The following is a 15598-nucleotide window of genomic DNA, read 5'->3' on the forward strand; positions in this document are numbered from 1 at the left end:
ATGGTAACGACTAAGCACACACTGGTAGCCATGGTTACCGATAAACCCGGTGTCCTAAACAGAGCGGCAAGCCTTTTTAGAAGACGTGGATTCAATATTGACAGTATCACCGTCGGTCACAGCGAACTGCCGCATATATCCCGCATGACGATTGTTGTTATCGGTACTACCGCTATGGTGGAACAGGTAAGGAAACAACTCGAAAAACTGGTTGATGTTATTAAAGTGGCCGATGTTACCGGTACCGGAACAATTATGCGTGAACTGGCGCTGATTAAAGTCAACGCCCCTCCGGCAACACGCAGCGAAATTATGCAAATTGTCAGTATCTTTAGGGCAAAAATTATCGATGTTTCTGCCGATTCGTTGGTAATTGAAGCTACCGGCGACGAAGATAAACTGTCTTCTCTTTATAACATGCTGCGCAGTTTCGGTATTAAAGAATTGGCTAAAACGGGCTGTCTGGCGATGATTCGCGGCGGGTCAAAATCCGCCGCTATTGATAAAGAATCGCTAAAAGATATAAAATAATAGAATACCAAATTTAAAAACCTATATCGGAGAAGGAGTTAACATGGCTACTATTTATTATGATAACGATTGTGATTTAAATCTCTTGGAAGGGAAAGTAATTGGGGTTATCGGTTACGGAAGTCAGGGACATGCACATGCATTGAACCTGCGTGACAGCGGAATGAATGTTATTATCGGAGCGATCGAAGGCGGAAACGGCTGGAAAAAAGCCAAGGAAGCCGGCTTTGAGGTATTTACCTCCGATGTAGTGGCTCGTAAAGCCGATATTATTATGATTCTTGCCCCCGATACCGCACAGGCAAAAATTTATAATCAATCCATTAAAGACGAATTAAAACCGGGCAAGATGTTAATGTTTGCGCACGGGTTTAATATTCATTACGGGCAAATTGTCCCTCCGGAAGATATTGATGTAACCATGATTGCACCGAAATGTCCGGGGCATATGTTACGCCAAACCTTTACGGAACAGTCCGGCCCTCCGGCTTTAATTGCCGTTTATCAGGATGCTTCGGGGAATGCCAAAGATTTAGCCTTAGCCTATGCTAAAGGTATCGGTTGCAGCCGTTCCGGTATTTTGGAAACAACCTTTGCCGAAGAAACCGAAACCGATCTTTTCGGAGAGCAGGCTGTTCTTTGCGGCGGCGTTGCTTCAATGGTTAAAGCCGGTTTCCAAACATTGGTTGAAGCCGGATATCAGCCCGAAATTGCCTATTTTGAATGTTTCCATGAGTTAAAACTTATTGTTGACCTAATGTACAGAGGCGGGTTAAATCTAATGAACTATTCCGTTAGCGATACCGCCGAATACGGCGGATACACCCGCGGCCCGCGTGTAATCAATAATCAATCGATTGATGAAATGGAAGAAATTTTGGCCGAAATCCAGGACGGCAGTTTTGCCACCGAATGGATTCTTGAAAACCAAGCCGGTTGCCCTTCTTTTAAGGCCATCAAGAGAATGGAATCCGAGGAATTAATCGAAGAAGTCGGTGAAGAACTCAGAAGCATGATGACCTGGTTAAATAACAAAGATAAGTGATTGTAAATTGAATAACTCTTTATTAAATAAACTCGATAGCGCCGTTCTTTCAATGGGAAATAAGCTCATCCTTATTGGCCCCTCTCTGTCATTGGAGAGGGGAGTTTACGGAAGTAAGGATTAATATTTTCTAAAAGGAAGGACAAAATGGATAAAGTAGTTATTTTCGATACCACCCTGAGAGACGGCGAGCAAGCCGCCGGTGCCTCTCTGAATATCAATGAAAAGATTGAAATCGCCCGTCAACTGGAAAAATTAGGGGTTGACGCTTTAGAGGCAGGCTTTCCTGCTTCTTCAGCGGGCGATTTTGAAGCCGTTGAATTAATATCCCGCGAAATCCGCAAACCCATTATTTGCGGTTTGGCGCGCGCAATTGCGTCGGATATCGACAAAGCCGCCGAGGCCTTAAAACAAGCCAGACACCCGCGCATTCATGTCTTTGTTTCTTCATCCGATGTTCATATTATGCATCAGTTGAAAAAAAGCAAAGAAGAAGTGCTCGAGATGGCTTTTAATATGGTCAAACGCGCCAGAGGCTATGTTGAAGATGTCGAGTTCTCGCCGATGGATGCCAGCCGCTCAAGCCCCGAATATATTTACAATATGTTGGAGGCGGTAATTGATGCCGGCGCCACGACCTTAAATATTCCCGATACGGTTGGTTATGCCGTTCCCGATGAATTCGGTAAACTGATTGCCGGTATTTTTAAAAATGTTCCCAATATCGGTAAAGCGAAAATAAGTGTTCATTGTCATAACGATTTGGGGTTGGCTGTTGCCAACTCGCTGGCGGCAATCAATAACGGGGCAAGGCAAATAGAATGCACCGTCAACGGAATCGGAGAAAGAGCCGGTAACGCCGCTTTGGAAGAAATCGTTATGATTTTAAAAACCCGTAACGATTTATTTGATGTTACAACAAATATCAATACCGAAGAAATTTATAAGACAAGCCGTTTGGTTAGCGAGTTAACCGGTTTTCCGGTTCAGCCGAATAAAGCCGTTGTCGGCGGGAATGCTTTCCGTCATCAATCGGGTATTCACCAAGACGGTATGATGAAAATGTCGAGCACTTACGAGATTATGGATCCCAAATCAATCGGTGTTCCCAGTTCCAGTTTGGTAATGGGGAAATCGAGCGGCAGGCATGCCTTTAAAGAAAGGTTATCCGAATTGGGTTATAATCCGACCGACGAAGACATTAACCGCCTCTTTATTGCCTTTAAAGAACTGGCGGATAAGAAAAAGGAAGTAACCGACAGGGATATCGAGTCCTTGGTAGCGCAAGAGAAACGCGAGGGGATTACGACCGAAGCATACAGATTGGATAGGCTTCAGGTTACCTGCGGCGACAAAGGTGTTCCCACGGCAGCTGTTCGGCTGGTGGCCGGCGACGGCAATACTATTGCCGATGCCGCATTGGGGACAGGCCCTGTTGATGCCGTTTACGAAGCGATTAACCGCTTGGTGAAAGTGCCGAATAAATTAACCGAATTTACGGTAAAATCTGTTACCGGCGGTATTGATGCTATCGGTGAGGTTTTGATTAGAATCGAGAGCGATGCCGTAACTTACACCGGTCGTGGGGCGGATACCGATATCATAGTTGCCAGTGCCAAGGCTTATTTGAATGCGTTAAACAAACTTTTAAGTTCTCGTTAAAATCGGGTTAAACTTAACAGGGGATAATTATGCCGGTTGGTTCCGGTTTGTACATACCGGCCGTTACCACTACTGCGTTGGTGTTTATAATTTTGAGTTTACCCCATAATTTGAATAAAAGCGAATAACCTTTTGTAATCTTGTTTGAGGAGAATTGAATTGACTTTAATTGAAAAAATATTGGCGGCGCATTGCGGCGAAGAAAAACTTATTCCGGGGCAATTTATTAGTGTCAAAGTGGATATGGTTTTATCCAATGATATTACCGCACCGATTGCGATTCGGGAATTTAAAAAAATCGGGGTAAGTAAAGTCTTTGACCCTTCTAAAGTTGTAATGGTTCCGGACCATTTTACCCCCAATAAAGATATTGCCGCTGCCGAGCAGGCTAAAATTGTGCGTGAATTTGCCCGCGAACAAAAAATTAACTATTTCGAAATCGGTAAAATGGGCATCGAACATGTTATTTTGCCTGAATCTGGGCTGGTACTGCCCGGTGATGTGGTTATCGGTGCCGATTCGCATACCTGTACTTATGGAGCCTTGGGGGCTTTTTCAACCGGTATGGGTTCAACCGATATTGCTTCGGCGATGGCTACCGGTGAAATTTGGATGAAGGTCCCGCCGACAATTAAATTCATCTACAAAGGTAAACTCGGCAAATGGGTCGGCGGTAAAGATTTAATTCTTTATACCATCGGTAATATCGGCGTTGACGGTGCACTTTATTCGGCAATGGAATTTCACGGAGAGGCCGTCGATGATTTGGATATGGATGGCAGGTTTACAATGGCCAATATGGCGATTGAAGCGGGAGGCAAAGCCGGTATATTTAAAGTTGATGGAAAAACATTAGATTACATAAAACCAAAGGCGAAGCGCGAATATACGGTTTATGAACCCGATGCGGATGCCGAATACGCTAAAGTTATTGAATACGATGTAGCCGAAATTGAACCGCAAGTTGCCTGTCCGCATCTTCCTTCCAACACCAAACCGGTCAGCCAATTGGGCGATATTAAAATCGATCAGGCGGTAATCGGAAGCTGTACCAACGGCAGACTCGATGATCTCAGGTTGGCGGCGGAGGTTTTGAAAGGTAAAGAGGTTAATCCGCACGTACGTTGTATTGTTATCCCCGGTTCGCAAAAGATTTATTTGCAAGCGGTTAAAGAAGGGCTGGTGGAAACGTTTATTAATGCCGGTGCGATTGTCAGCACCCCCACCTGCGGGCCCTGTTTGGGCGGGCATATGGGGATACTTGCGGCCGGTGAAAAATGTATTTCTACCACAAACCGTAACTTTGTCGGCAGAATGGGCAGCCCTAAATCAGAGGTTTATTTGGCCAATCCGGCGGTTGCGGCAGCCAGTGCCGTTACCGGTTACATAACAAGCCCCGAGGAAGTTAAGTAAAAATGAAAATGCTCGGTTTGGAAAAGCTCCTTAATAACAGCCCGTGGAGCAGAAAAAGAGTCTTAAAGTTGGCAAAAGAATTATTAAAACTTGTTCAAATTGCCGATAAGTCCGATTTGCTCGAAATCGGCTGTGGGACGGGGGCGGTCAGCAAATATATTGCCGAGACATACGACGGAAATATAATCGGGCTGGATATTGACGATAAACAAATTCAAGAGAATTTGAAAAAGATTAAAAACAGGCCTAATTTAAAATTTATTGTTGCCGATGCTTTGGAACTGCCTTTTGAAGACAACAGTTTTGATGTTGTTTTGTCGTTTGGTGTCTTACATCATATCGACGGATGGCAAAAAGCGCTTGCCGAGGTTAACCGCGTTTTAAGGCCCGGCGGCTATTTTATCGGCGCCGAAGTTATTTATCCGGAAGCTATTTCAAGCATGGATAAGGAATCTTCTTACAGTTTTGGGCTGGAATCAGTCGATATCGATGAAATAGAAGGCTTTTTTACGGATAATAATTTTACCGAGATTTATTCGGCAGCCAATAATTTATTGGTTTGCCAAAATTACGAGGCGGTTTACCAAAAAGCGGTTTAAATTTCCGCCGGGTAGACGGTTTTGATGTTAGAGTTTAGAATTTTTATAAAGGAGTTAGCTTCTTAATGTTAAAAGGAACAGTTTTTAAATACGGGGCAAATGTTGATACCGATGCCATAATACCGGCGCGTTATCTTAACGTTTCGGAACCTTGCGAGCTTGCGAAGCATTGTATGGAAGATATAGACCTTGATTTTGTTAATAAGGTGAATTGTGGGGATATCATTGTTGCCGCCACTAATTTTGGCTGTGGGTCCTCCAGAGAGCATGCTCCGATAGCTATTAAGGCTTCCGGCGTTTCTTGTGTTATTGCTAAAAGTTTTGCGCGTATTTTCTTTAGAAACTCGATTAATATCGGTTTACCGGTATTGGAATGCGAAGAGGCCGTGGATAATATCAACGCCGGCGATATCCTTGAAGTGGATTTGGAAAACGGGATTATAAAAAATACGACTACCGGAAAAGAGTTTGTTGCTCAACCGTACCCTGATTTTATGAGCAAATTGATTTCGGCGGGCGGGCTAATCGAATATACCAAAAAAAGATTGGAGAAAAATTAAATGAAGTATAACGTTGTTGTTTTGCCCGGTGACGGGATTGGTCCCGAAATTATTGCTGAATCCGTAAAGGTAATGGATGCCATCGGTAAAAAATACGGTCATGAATTTAATTATGATTATGCGCTTATCGGCGGTGTGGCAATCGAAGAAGAGGGTGTTGCCGTCTCACAAGAGACGATTAACAAATGTAAAAACAGCGATGCGGTTTTACTTGGTGCCGTTGGCGATCCCAGATACGATGACCCGCAGGAACCGGTACACCCTGAAGATGGGTTACTGGCGCTTCGCAAAGAACTGGGGCTGTTTGCCAACATCAGACCGGTACTTGCTTATCCCTCGCTTGTGGGGCATACCAACTTTAAGCCCGGTGTTTTGGACGGCGTTGATTTTGTTTTTGTCCGTGAACTTACCGGCGGTTTATATTTTGGGCAGCCCAAAAAACGCTGGGAGGAAGCCGACGGCAGATGGGCGGTCGATTCAATGGTCTATTCAGAACATGAAATCGCGCGTATCGTAAGGGTCGGTTTTGAAATTGCCCGTACTCGCAAGAAGAAACTGATTTCCGTTGATAAAGCGAACGTTTTGCAATCTTCAAGGCTCTGGCGTCAAATTGCAATCGAAATTTCAAGTGAATATCCTGATGTTGAACTGGAACATATGCTGGTTGATGCCTGTGCGATGAGAATTATTCAGAACCCCAAATATCTGGATGTTCTGGTTACCGAAAACACATTCGGAGATATCTTAACCGATGAAGCCTCGATGCTCGGCGGTTCACTGGGAATGCTGGCATCCGCCAGTTTGGCAGGGGTACCCAAGGCCGGTGAAAGAACACTCGGAATGTACGAGCCCAGCCACGGCAGCGCACCGCGACACAAGGGCCTTAACGATGCCAATCCGATTGCCACTATTTTAAGTATGGCAATGATGCTTAATTATTCGTTTGGTCTTTCTGAGGAAGCCGCGGCTGTTGAAAACGCCGTTGCAAAGGTACTCGAAGAAAAATACGGAACTTATGATATAATAGGTGAAGGCTCTACTAAAGTTTCCACCAGCCAAATGGGCGATTTAATCGCAGAAAGGGTTTAAGGTACAGTTTAATGTCTATACAGCTTTACGATACAACACTCAGAGATGGGGCGCAGAAAGAAGGGATTTCTTTTTCTGTAATCGATAAGCTGAATATTGCCGTTAAACTTGATGAACTGGGTGTGCATTACATAGAGGGCGGTTGGCCTGGTGCCAACCCCAAAGACATTGAGTTTTTCGAAAAGGCTAAGGATTTAAACCTTAAAAATGCCCAACTTGTTGCTTTCGGCAGTACCAGAAGGGCTAATGGCAAAGCGGAATCCGATCCGACTTTGGCATCCCTTGTTGAAGCCGGAACAAGTATAGTAACTTTGGTTTCAAAAAGTTCGGCTCGTCAGGTAACACAGGTATTGGAAACGACGCTTGAAGAAAATATCAATATGGTTGTCGATTCCACGCGCTATCTAAAAAGCAAAGGGATTTCCGTTTTTATTGATGCCGAACACTTTTTTGACGGTTATAAAGATAATCCCCAATATGCTTTGGATGTTCTGATTGCCGCCGAAAAAGCGGGAGCGGATTGCTTGGTGCTTTGCGATACCAACGGCGGGGCTCTCCCCGATGAGGTATTTGATGTGGTAACAAAGGTTAAAGAAGTAACCTCGATTCCGCTCGGAATCCATGCCCACAACGACAGCGAGCTTGCGGTGGCAATCACCCTGGCTGCGGTTAAGGCGGGGGCAGTAAATATCCAAGGTACAATTAACGGTTACGGCGAAAGATGCGGTAACGCCAATTTGTGCTCTATTATTCCCAATCTGAAACTGAAAATGGGGATTGATTGCATCAGCGACGAAAACCTGTCTAAACTATCGGATATTGCCGGTTATATTAACGAAATGGCTAATCTTAACCCGAATTCTTCGCTGCCGTATGTCGGAAGCAGCGCCTTTAGCCATAAGGCCGGGTTACATGTTTCCGGTTTAAGCAAATGGTCGGGCAGTTATCAGCATATTGACCCCGAGCTTGTGGGCAATAAATCGCGGATGCTTGTTTCCGAGCTTGCCGGCAGGGCCAATATCGTTCATCGTGCAAGCCAAATAGGGGTTGTTCTTCCTCCCAAAGGCAAAGAAGCCCAAAAACTCCTGGAAACGGTTAAAGATCTTGAAAGCCGCGGTTTCCAATACGAAAACGCCGAAGCCTCTTTTGATTTACTGGTTCACAGGGCTCAAGCCGAATATCAATCACCCTTTGAATTAATTGATTATATGGTTATCATTGAAAGCAGGCGGCGCAAGCCTACCACTCATAACGGTGATGAACCGCTCTCCGAGGCCATGGTAAAAGTCAGAGTAGACGGGCAAATAATGCATACCGTATCGGAAGGAAACGGACCGGTTAATGCGATGGACCGTGCTTTAAGAAAGGCTTTAGTAGAGTTATATCCGCAAATTTCCTGTATTCAGTTAGTAGATTATAAAGTCCGCATTCTTGATTCAAAAAATACCGCTTCACAGGTGCGTGTACTGATAGAATCGACCGATGGCGTTGACCGCTGGCGGACCGTTGGGAGTTCTCCCAATATTATCGAGGCCAGTTGGCTGGCGCTGGCCGATAGCCTGGAATACTGGTTAATTAAAAACAAGTAGGGATTTAACTTTTGCCGCTCCAGAATTCAAGGCTCAGGTATTTCCAACCGCCGTCGGGAAGCACCGTTAAGATATTCCCTTCATCGATGCTGTTTGCGATTTCGATAACTTGATGGACGCTGGCCCCCGATGATTGCCCGCAAAAGATGCCGTTAGTTTGCAGCAGGGCTTTACAAGCTTCATTTGCTTCGCTGCTTGTAACACATACCCGTTCGCTAACAAGCGCTAAATCCAACACCGGCGGGATAAACGTTTCAAGGCACCTTAATCCCTGAATACAATCGTTAAGAGGCGGTTCAACCCCGATAGTTTTCATTTGGGGGTATTTTTCTTTTAATCTTTTGGCAACGCCGGTTATTGTTCCGCCGGTGCCGATTCCTGCAACAAAGTAATCAATTTTATCGTACGGAAAATCGTTCAGTATTTCGACTCCGGTAGTTTCGTAATGTGCCTGAGGGTTAGCGGGGTTGGCAAACTGGTCTGCCACAAAATACTTTGCGCTTTTGGAAACCATATCGTTAACCAAATTAATCGCACCGAGTACGCCCTCGCTTGCCTTGGTCAGAATAAGCTCGGCGCCGAAAATTTCAATCAGTTGCTGCCTTTCTTTGCTCATGTTTTCAGGCATAACAATAGTAACATCATAACCCATTTTTTTGCCCAGCCAAGCCAGAGATATGCCTGTGTTTCCGCTTGTGGCCTCGATAATGGTTTTGCTTTTATCAAGCTTTCCGCTTTTAACGGCGTTATCGATTATGTATTTAGCGACGCGGTCTTTGTTACTGGCGCTGCCGCCCAAATTTTGCCCTTCAAGCTTAGCTAAAATACGCACTTTATTGTTTTCAGTTAATCCCGAAAGTTCAACCAACGGGGTATGTCCGAGGGCATCCAGAGCGTTCTTAAAATACATCACAATCTCCTTTTTTGCTGCCTAAATTATAACATCAATAAACCAACTATTAAACCTGCCGCCGGCTTTATGATTCGCACTCAATTTGTTATAGTATAAACGGGCGCCTGTCGCAAATGTTTGATAAAGGAAACGCTATGTCGGATATTAAAAATTTTTATGAAATTGCAATGGAAAAAATTGCGGCAATCGGAGACGCTTCGGAAGAAGAAAAACTGGGCTGGAAATATGTTCCCGAAGGGGAAAAATTAGCGGCTTCGTGCTTAAACAGCAATAAAGAAATCGAAAACGAAATTAAAAAATACGATAATCAAACCAGGCCGTTTATCTTACAAGGCGCACGCAAGGTCTTAATTGCCAATATCGGCTTACCCAAAAACGATATTAGCAAAAAAAATACCCGCAAAGCTATGGATAGTTTGCTTTTTATCAGTGAAGATAAAGATACGGTTACGGCCGTTTTTGATAAGATTAATTACATTTTTGAACACTACAATACGCAAGGAAAACAGCAGAAAGATCAAACTTACAAACTGCTGGAAAAGGAATTTCAAGATAAAGTTAACCAAGCGCTGGCCCAACAGACCGGCACAGCAAATAATGTTAAAGTCAATGTTGAAACCCTGCCTCAGTTTAAAGAAGAATGGAATAAGGTCTTAATGCAAATAGAAAATCAATACGCGAACTACCTAAACGAGTATAAAAAGGAACTGGCTGAGATTAAATAAACCCTTTGCGATAAAATATTAAAGGTCTCAAACAAAGATTATACCTATCGAATAGGTTAATCTTAATATGCAATCAAACCGATATACGGTAAATCCTCCGGCTCTATTGTTAAATACTATCTGTTACAACGCAAACATTATTTATGATTCATTCCTTAAATAATCCCGGATTCAATCACCCTTAAGCAAGTCGGGTATATTCAGCAAGTTATATTGTTGACAGGTTTGGCTTATCATAGTATATTAAACATAGATTGATTCTTTAAAAATATGTTACCTATTAAACCCTCCGAGCTGTAAGCGCCTAAGGGCTTTTTGCCTATGGATTGCAGCCGGTTAAGGTATGTGGGAAACCTTTATACTGCCCGTATTTGGAAAGGGGGGGATACTGATTTTTGTTAATTTGTTGTACCTCCTTCGGGAGGTATTTGTTTGAAGAGAATATTTTACAATCGGGATACTTTTTGAGTCTGTCGGAGGAAATATGGCAAAACTGATTGATACTTTTCATCGCAACATAAATTATATGCGCATATCAATTACCGACCGTTGTAATATGAGGTGCATTTACTGCAATTCCCACCTCACCCCTCATTTGATGCACGACGAAATATTACGCTATAAAGAAATCCAGAAAATTGTTAAAGCCGCTGCCAGGTTGGGAGTCAAAAACATTCGTATTACCGGCGGCGAGCCTTTGGTTAGGCCGGATGTCGGGGCGCTGATTGAACTTTTGTATAATATCGAAGGAATCAACGATATTTCCTTAACTACCAACGGCTTCTTTTTAAAGAAATATTTGGATGAGCTCACCGATGCAGGTTTAAAAAGAGTCAATATCAGCCTCGACAGCTTTAACCCCGACAAGTTTAAATATATTACCGGCGGCGGTGATCTTAATCAGGTTTTGGAAGGGATTGATGCCGCAATCAATGCCGGTCTTGATCCGGTTAAAATTAATATGGTTCCCATTAAGGGCGTCAATGATGATGAAATAATTGATTTTGCCAAAAAGAGCCTTACCGACGGCTGGAACATTCGCTACATAGAATATATGCCGTTTGTTGATTCTGTTGAGGATAAGAAAAAAATGGTTTCGATTGACGAAATAAAACAGAAAATCACCGCTGAATTGGGAGAGATGAAGCCGGATGGGGTTTCAATCGGAAACGGCCCCGCCAAGTATTATAAATTGGATAATGCACAGGGCACGATTGGCTTTATCGGTGCAATGACCCATAATTTCTGTTCCGAGTGTAACAGATTCAGACTTACCTCTGACGGGAGATTGATGCCGTGCCTGATGCGTGACGATGAAATCGATATTAAAGGCCCCCTAAGAGCCGGTGCAACAATCGAAGAATTGGAAGAAATTATTAAGCAGGCTGTCCATTTAAAGCAAAAAGAACATCCCGAACGGGAAGATATGGATCTCAAAAAGAGACAGATGTGGCAAATAGGCGGGTAATAATATTTAGCGGAGTGTAATAATGACGGGAGAACTGACACATATTAACGATAAGGGTGAAGCTAAAATGGTTGATGTTTCACCGAAAGACGATACCGTTCGCGAGGCCGTTGTGAGCGGCGGTGTTCGCATGAAGCCTGAAACGTTAGATAAAATAAAACAGAATCGAATGAAAAAAGGCGATGTTCTGGCGGCGGCCAGAATTGCGGGAATTATGGGCGCCAAAAAAACACCCGATTTAATTCCTTTATGCCATACGATATTGGTGAGCGAAGTTACCGTTGATTTTGAATTTATCGGCGATGATTTTATTGAGATTGTCGCTATGGCCAAGAGTATCGGTAAAACAGGCGTTGAAATGGAAGCAATGACTGCCGTTGCGGTAAGCGCCCTTACTATTTACGATATGTGCAAGGCCATTGACCGCAGTATGACAATCGAAGATATATGCTTGCAAAAGAAAAGCGGCGGGAAAAGCGGAACCTATGTTAAGCCGTAGCTTTTAAAAAAATCTAAAACAAATTAACGGAAACCGTGGCATCTTTTTGAAGTGTCGCGGTTTCGCTGTCTAAAACAATATATCCGTCCGCACCGGCAATATCAACCAGCCCCTTATTTGTAAGCTCTACCGGAAAGGCGGCGGAGCCTTCGATTTTGACTGCCAGGAAACGCCCCCTGGCGCTGTCTGCGATATCAACCGAATCACCCATTTTAGCAATAAAAGTTTTTGTACAAACGGGAGGGATTTGCGCCATTTTTCGCAGTGCCGGAACAAGCAGAATATAGGCATTTATCAGGCAGGAAACCGGGAATCCGGGGGTGCTTAACACAGGTTTGCCGTCCGCAATAACCAGTAACCCCGATTTAATATTGCGTCCTTTAATTTTTAGGGAAGGCACTTTACCCAGCTTTTGCAATATTTCGGTTAAATAGTCTTTATCGCCCTTGGATGTTCCCCCCGAAACAAATACAAAATCGGCTACTTTTAACGCCTCTTCGATAATAGCCTTAATTTGCTGAGGGTTATCACCGACAATCCCGAATTTTAAAGGCAGGCAACCGTTTTCTTTAATAATTGAAGCAATTACAGAGGAGTTAACATCGTAAATTTGACCGTCTTTGACAATATCATCAATTCCGACAAGCTCTTCACCGTTGGAAATAACAGCAACCTTGGGTTTTTCATAAACCTTAACCTTTGATAAACCTTGCCCGGCAATTAAGCCGATTGCAGACGGGGTGATAAGGGTTCCCTGTTTCAAAAGCTGGCGTCCGCGTTTTTTATCCTGCCCTTCAAATTCTATGTTTTCGCCGTAACTGATTGGTTTGTAGATACATAATCTGCCGTTTTCTACGCCTGTATTTTCGGTCATTACAACAGCATCGGCCCCGTCGGGAACTCTGGCTCCGGTGGTAATCTGGGCACACTCATTGGCACAAATATTTTTCTTGGATACGCTGCCGGCATAGACATAATCGATTATTTCAAAGATTTTCGGTTCCTCTGGCGATGTTCTGACGGTATCTTTGGCTCTTACGGCATAACCGTCCATTGTGGCTCTGTTAAACGGGGGAATGCTCTTGGCGGCGGTAATTTCCTCGGCCAAGATTCGATATAAACTGTCTTCTAAATTGATTGTTTCCGTTCTAAGGATTGGTTTGATGGCTGCATAAACGTAACTGTCGGCTTCATCGTAACAGGTGGGCGTATCCCAAAAACTCATCTGGAGGCCTCCCTTACAAGATGAGCCAGTTCGGGGATAATAATATTATTGGTTGCCAGTTTAACGGCTGCCAGCGAACCGGGAAGCGATATTATGACTTTCCCGTTTATAATACCGGCCATTGCCCGGCTTAATATACTGCCGGTGCCGATTTCCTGGTAAGTAAGTGTTCTGAATAATTCGCCGAAACCGTCCATTTTTTTATCTAAAATCGGGGTAATCGTTTCGATTGTGATATCCTGTGAGCTGGCGCCGGTTCCGCCGCTGGTGATTATGGCTTGTGTCACCCCGTCATTAAATAATTTTTCGATAGTGCCAAGGATTTGGTCGGGGTCGTTACCGATAATGGAATAATCGGTAACGATGTTACCGGATTCCTCCAGCTTTGCCACTATGTATTTCCCGGACTCGTCCGTTTTGAGTGTTCTCGACCCGGAAATAATAAGGACGGCACAACTTACGTTTGCCGGCAAGTGTTCTTTGTGATCATGATAGCCCATATTCTGTATATCCTATTCAAGTTGGTAGTTAATTATACTAATACCGTGTGTAAAGGGCAAAAAATAACCCTACATATTAAATTAATCGGCTAACTAAATTGATATATCCAAGACTTAAAAATATAAAAAGAGGTAATTTTAGATAACCTATGAAAGGAAATCTTCGTCGGTTTTTCGGCGGGGGTCACTCGCCGGCGGTTGATTTCTGGATTCGATATCTTTATTGATTGACGGAATTTCTTCCGGCGGTAAATTGGAGTATTCAATCCATTGTTTATAGAGCTTTCTCATTTTTCTTTCGGGGCCAAAGCTTTCTTTAAGGGATTCGATAACCGGTTTTGCGGTTTGTTCAATAAAGCTTTTCCCTTCCGGTTTGCGGGGTGCGGGGGCGGGGCTTTCACCGGCCAATAATTTCTTTCCGCAATGCGGGCAAAATTTGGATTGGATAATCAGTTTTTCCCCGCAATAGGGGCAGAATTGCAACGCATTCGGATCCTCCGAGTCGTGTAACTCGTCGCCGCAATAAGGACAAAAAGTAATGTTTGCCGGGAAACGTTTTTTATCGATTTCTTTCCCGCAAGAGGAGCATATCATTTGCCTCTCCTACAATATTAACATCTTAAACCGACAGGAATATGCTTCTGCGGCTAATTATATCACGCAGGATATAAATTGTGAATATATCAAAATTGAGTACCAAAAATAAAATGATGTTGCATTAAAGGATATTGCAAGTTACAATATATTTCAGTTAGTATATTTGAGAGATAACGCTTATGAGTAAAAAAGACAACAGGGAAGAACACGATATTATTGAGGTTCCGCTAGCGGGAGACCCCGGTACCGGATCGCATTACAGAGCCAAGGGAAAAGTGTGGGTTGAAAAAGACGGCGAGGTTTATATGGGCTGGGGCAGGGTTGAACTCTTAGAACAGATAGATAAACTGGGCTCGATTGCCGCCGCCGCCCGTCAAATGAAGATGGGATACCGCAATGCTTGGCTGGAAGTTGAAGATATGAACAGATTGGCTCCCAGGCCGCTTGTAATTAAGATGCTGGGCGGAGCTGGCGGGGGTCAGGCAATCCTTACCGCCGAGGGCCAAAAAATTATTAACGAGTATAAAGACTTGCGCGCCCGTTTCCAGGAGTTTTTGTCCGGATTAGAAAATAAAAACATGAGCTAAAAAATTAACTTGCGGTACTGTGCCGTTTGATTTGCAAAAACTAAGGCTGCTGACGATTTACTTTGTCAGCAGCCTTTTGTTTATAAAGCAATACTTTTAACTAATTATCGTAAAGTCGGGGTGAGAGGTCTCGAACCTCCGACCTCAGCGTCCCAAACGCTGCGCGCTACCAACTGCGCCACACCCCGCTATTTTGGTTTAAACACTACTCAATAGATTAACGACAATCGGGGCATAAATCAAATTTGCTTAGCGGCAGATTGGCTGTTTCCGCCATATATTGAATTTGTTGTTCGGGGGCCCAATAGTAACCGCATTTTGTGCACTGCTTGGATTTAAACTCCTTGCGCCCGCTGGGAACAACCATTATTCTGGCGTCATCGATATCTTGAATAATTATCGCATTATCGGCACAAACATACGCACACGATCCGCATGCAATACATTTGTCAAAATCAAAAATAATTGAGGCGTTGCCGCTCTCGTCTTCAACGTAGCTGATGGCCTCTCTGCCTACCGTTTTACGACAAATCCCTACGCATTTTTTACATAAAGTACATCTGTCATTTGTGTCGTTTAACATTATATCTTCCATA

General features: G+C 43.7%; 17 protein-coding genes, 1 tRNA gene and 1 riboswitch. Of the genes, 12 read left to right on the forward strand and 6 right to left on the reverse strand.

The genetic code is table 11. The features are described from left to right. The 8 genes from ilvN (at position 1) to cimA (ending at position 8488) form a co-directional block, all read left to right on the forward strand. On the forward strand, positions 1 to 531 hold the full coding sequence (gene ilvN / locus WC958_03045) for an acetolactate synthase small subunit (protein ID MFA5629219.1): 531 nt from the start codon (positions 1 to 3) through the stop codon (positions 529 to 531). Between the two features lie 43 nt (positions 532 to 574). Beyond that, on the forward strand, positions 575 to 1576 hold the full coding sequence (gene ilvC / locus WC958_03050; protein MFA5629220.1) for a ketol-acid reductoisomerase: 1002 nt from the start codon (positions 575 to 577) through the stop codon (positions 1574 to 1576). Between the two features lie 147 nt (positions 1577 to 1723). Next, positions 1724 to 3238, forward strand: coding sequence for a 2-isopropylmalate synthase (locus WC958_03055; GenBank protein ID MFA5629221.1), 1515 nt, complete (start codon positions 1724 to 1726; stop codon positions 3236 to 3238). Positions 3239 to 3397: 159 nt separating this feature from the next. Next, the gene (leuC, locus tag WC958_03060; protein MFA5629222.1) at positions 3398 to 4651 is read left to right on the forward strand and encodes a 3-isopropylmalate dehydratase large subunit; all 1254 of its coding nucleotides are present in this window, start codon (positions 3398 to 3400) and stop codon (positions 4649 to 4651) included. 2 nt (positions 4652 to 4653) lie between these two features. Then, positions 4654 to 5250: a class I SAM-dependent methyltransferase gene (locus WC958_03065; GenBank protein ID MFA5629223.1), complete on the forward strand. Its 597-nt coding sequence runs from the start codon at positions 4654 to 4656 to the stop codon at positions 5248 to 5250. A gap of 65 nt (positions 5251 to 5315) precedes the next feature. Beyond that, complete coding sequence (leuD, locus tag WC958_03070; GenBank protein MFA5629224.1) at positions 5316 to 5810, forward strand: 3-isopropylmalate dehydratase small subunit; 495 nt, start codon at positions 5316 to 5318, stop codon at positions 5808 to 5810. Further along, on the forward strand, positions 5811 to 6899 hold the full coding sequence (gene leuB, locus WC958_03075; protein MFA5629225.1) for a 3-isopropylmalate dehydrogenase: 1089 nt from the start codon (positions 5811 to 5813) through the stop codon (positions 6897 to 6899). It begins immediately after the preceding gene. An 11-nt stretch (positions 6900 to 6910) separates the two neighbouring features. Further along, the gene (cimA, locus tag WC958_03080) at positions 6911 to 8488 is read left to right on the forward strand and encodes a citramalate synthase (GenBank protein ID MFA5629226.1); all 1578 of its coding nucleotides are present in this window, start codon (positions 6911 to 6913) and stop codon (positions 8486 to 8488) included. 4 nt (positions 8489 to 8492) lie between these two features. Here cimA and WC958_03085 read toward each other — a convergent pair whose 3' ends face one another. Next, positions 8493 to 9398: a cysteine synthase family protein gene (locus WC958_03085; protein ID MFA5629227.1), complete on the reverse strand. Its 906-nt coding sequence runs from the start codon at positions 9396 to 9398 to the stop codon at positions 8493 to 8495. 116 nt (positions 9399 to 9514) lie between these two features. On the opposite strand from WC958_03085, the gene WC958_03090 reads away from it, so the two are divergent. From WC958_03090 to moaC, 3 genes are all read left to right on the forward strand, one after another. Continuing rightward, positions 9515 to 10126 carry a hypothetical protein gene (locus WC958_03090; protein MFA5629228.1) on the forward strand — a complete coding sequence of 204 codons (612 nt, stop codon included), beginning with the start codon at positions 9515 to 9517 and terminating at the stop codon, positions 10124 to 10126. Positions 10127 to 10401: 275 nt separating this feature from the next. Beyond that, positions 10402 to 10523, forward strand: a riboswitch (molybdenum cofactor riboswitch). 87 nt (positions 10524 to 10610) lie between these two features. Continuing rightward, entirely contained in the window at positions 10611 to 11594 is a 984-nt protein-coding gene (moaA, locus tag WC958_03095) for a GTP 3',8-cyclase MoaA (protein ID MFA5629229.1), read from the forward strand. A 22-nt stretch (positions 11595 to 11616) separates the two neighbouring features. Next, positions 11617 to 12093, forward strand: a complete 477-nt coding sequence (gene moaC / locus WC958_03100) for a cyclic pyranopterin monophosphate synthase MoaC (GenBank protein MFA5629230.1) — start codon at positions 11617 to 11619, stop codon at positions 12091 to 12093. A 13-nt stretch (positions 12094 to 12106) separates the two neighbouring features. Here moaC and glp read toward each other — a convergent pair whose 3' ends face one another. The 3 genes from glp to WC958_03115 all read right to left on the reverse strand — a co-directional run bounded on the left by glp (position 12107) and on the right by WC958_03115 (position 14412). Beyond that, complete coding sequence (gene glp / locus WC958_03105) at positions 12107 to 13318, reverse strand: gephyrin-like molybdotransferase Glp (protein MFA5629231.1); 1212 nt, start codon at positions 13316 to 13318, stop codon at positions 12107 to 12109. Beyond that, on the reverse strand, positions 13315 to 13818 hold the full coding sequence (locus WC958_03110; GenBank protein ID MFA5629232.1) for a molybdenum cofactor biosynthesis protein B: 504 nt from the start codon (positions 13816 to 13818) through the stop codon (positions 13315 to 13317). Before WC958_03110 ends, glp begins: the two co-directional genes overlap by 4 nt. 147 nt (positions 13819 to 13965) lie before the next feature. After that, on the reverse strand, positions 13966 to 14412 hold the full coding sequence (locus tag WC958_03115) for a zinc ribbon domain-containing protein (protein ID MFA5629233.1): 447 nt from the start codon (positions 14410 to 14412) through the stop codon (positions 13966 to 13968). Between the two features lie 182 nt (positions 14413 to 14594). Between WC958_03115 and WC958_03120 the strand changes: the two genes are divergently transcribed. Next, positions 14595 to 15002: a hypothetical protein gene (locus WC958_03120; protein MFA5629234.1), complete on the forward strand. Its 408-nt coding sequence runs from the start codon at positions 14595 to 14597 to the stop codon at positions 15000 to 15002. Between the two features lie 115 nt (positions 15003 to 15117). Here the strand turns inward: WC958_03120 and WC958_03125 are convergent. Together WC958_03125 and WC958_03130 are read right to left on the reverse strand one after the other, a co-directional pair. Further along, positions 15118 to 15190, reverse strand: a tRNA-Pro gene (locus tag WC958_03125). A gap of 29 nt (positions 15191 to 15219) precedes the next feature. After that, positions 15220 to 15597 carry a 4Fe-4S dicluster domain-containing protein gene (locus WC958_03130; protein ID MFA5629235.1) on the reverse strand — a complete coding sequence of 126 codons (378 nt, stop codon included), beginning with the start codon at positions 15595 to 15597 and terminating at the stop codon, positions 15220 to 15222. Position 15598 lies beyond the last annotated feature (1 nt).

The sequence above is a fragment of the Dehalococcoidales bacterium genome, assembly GCA_041656115.1.
Taxonomy (GTDB): domain Bacteria; phylum Chloroflexota; class Dehalococcoidia; order Dehalococcoidales; family UBA5627; genus UBA5627.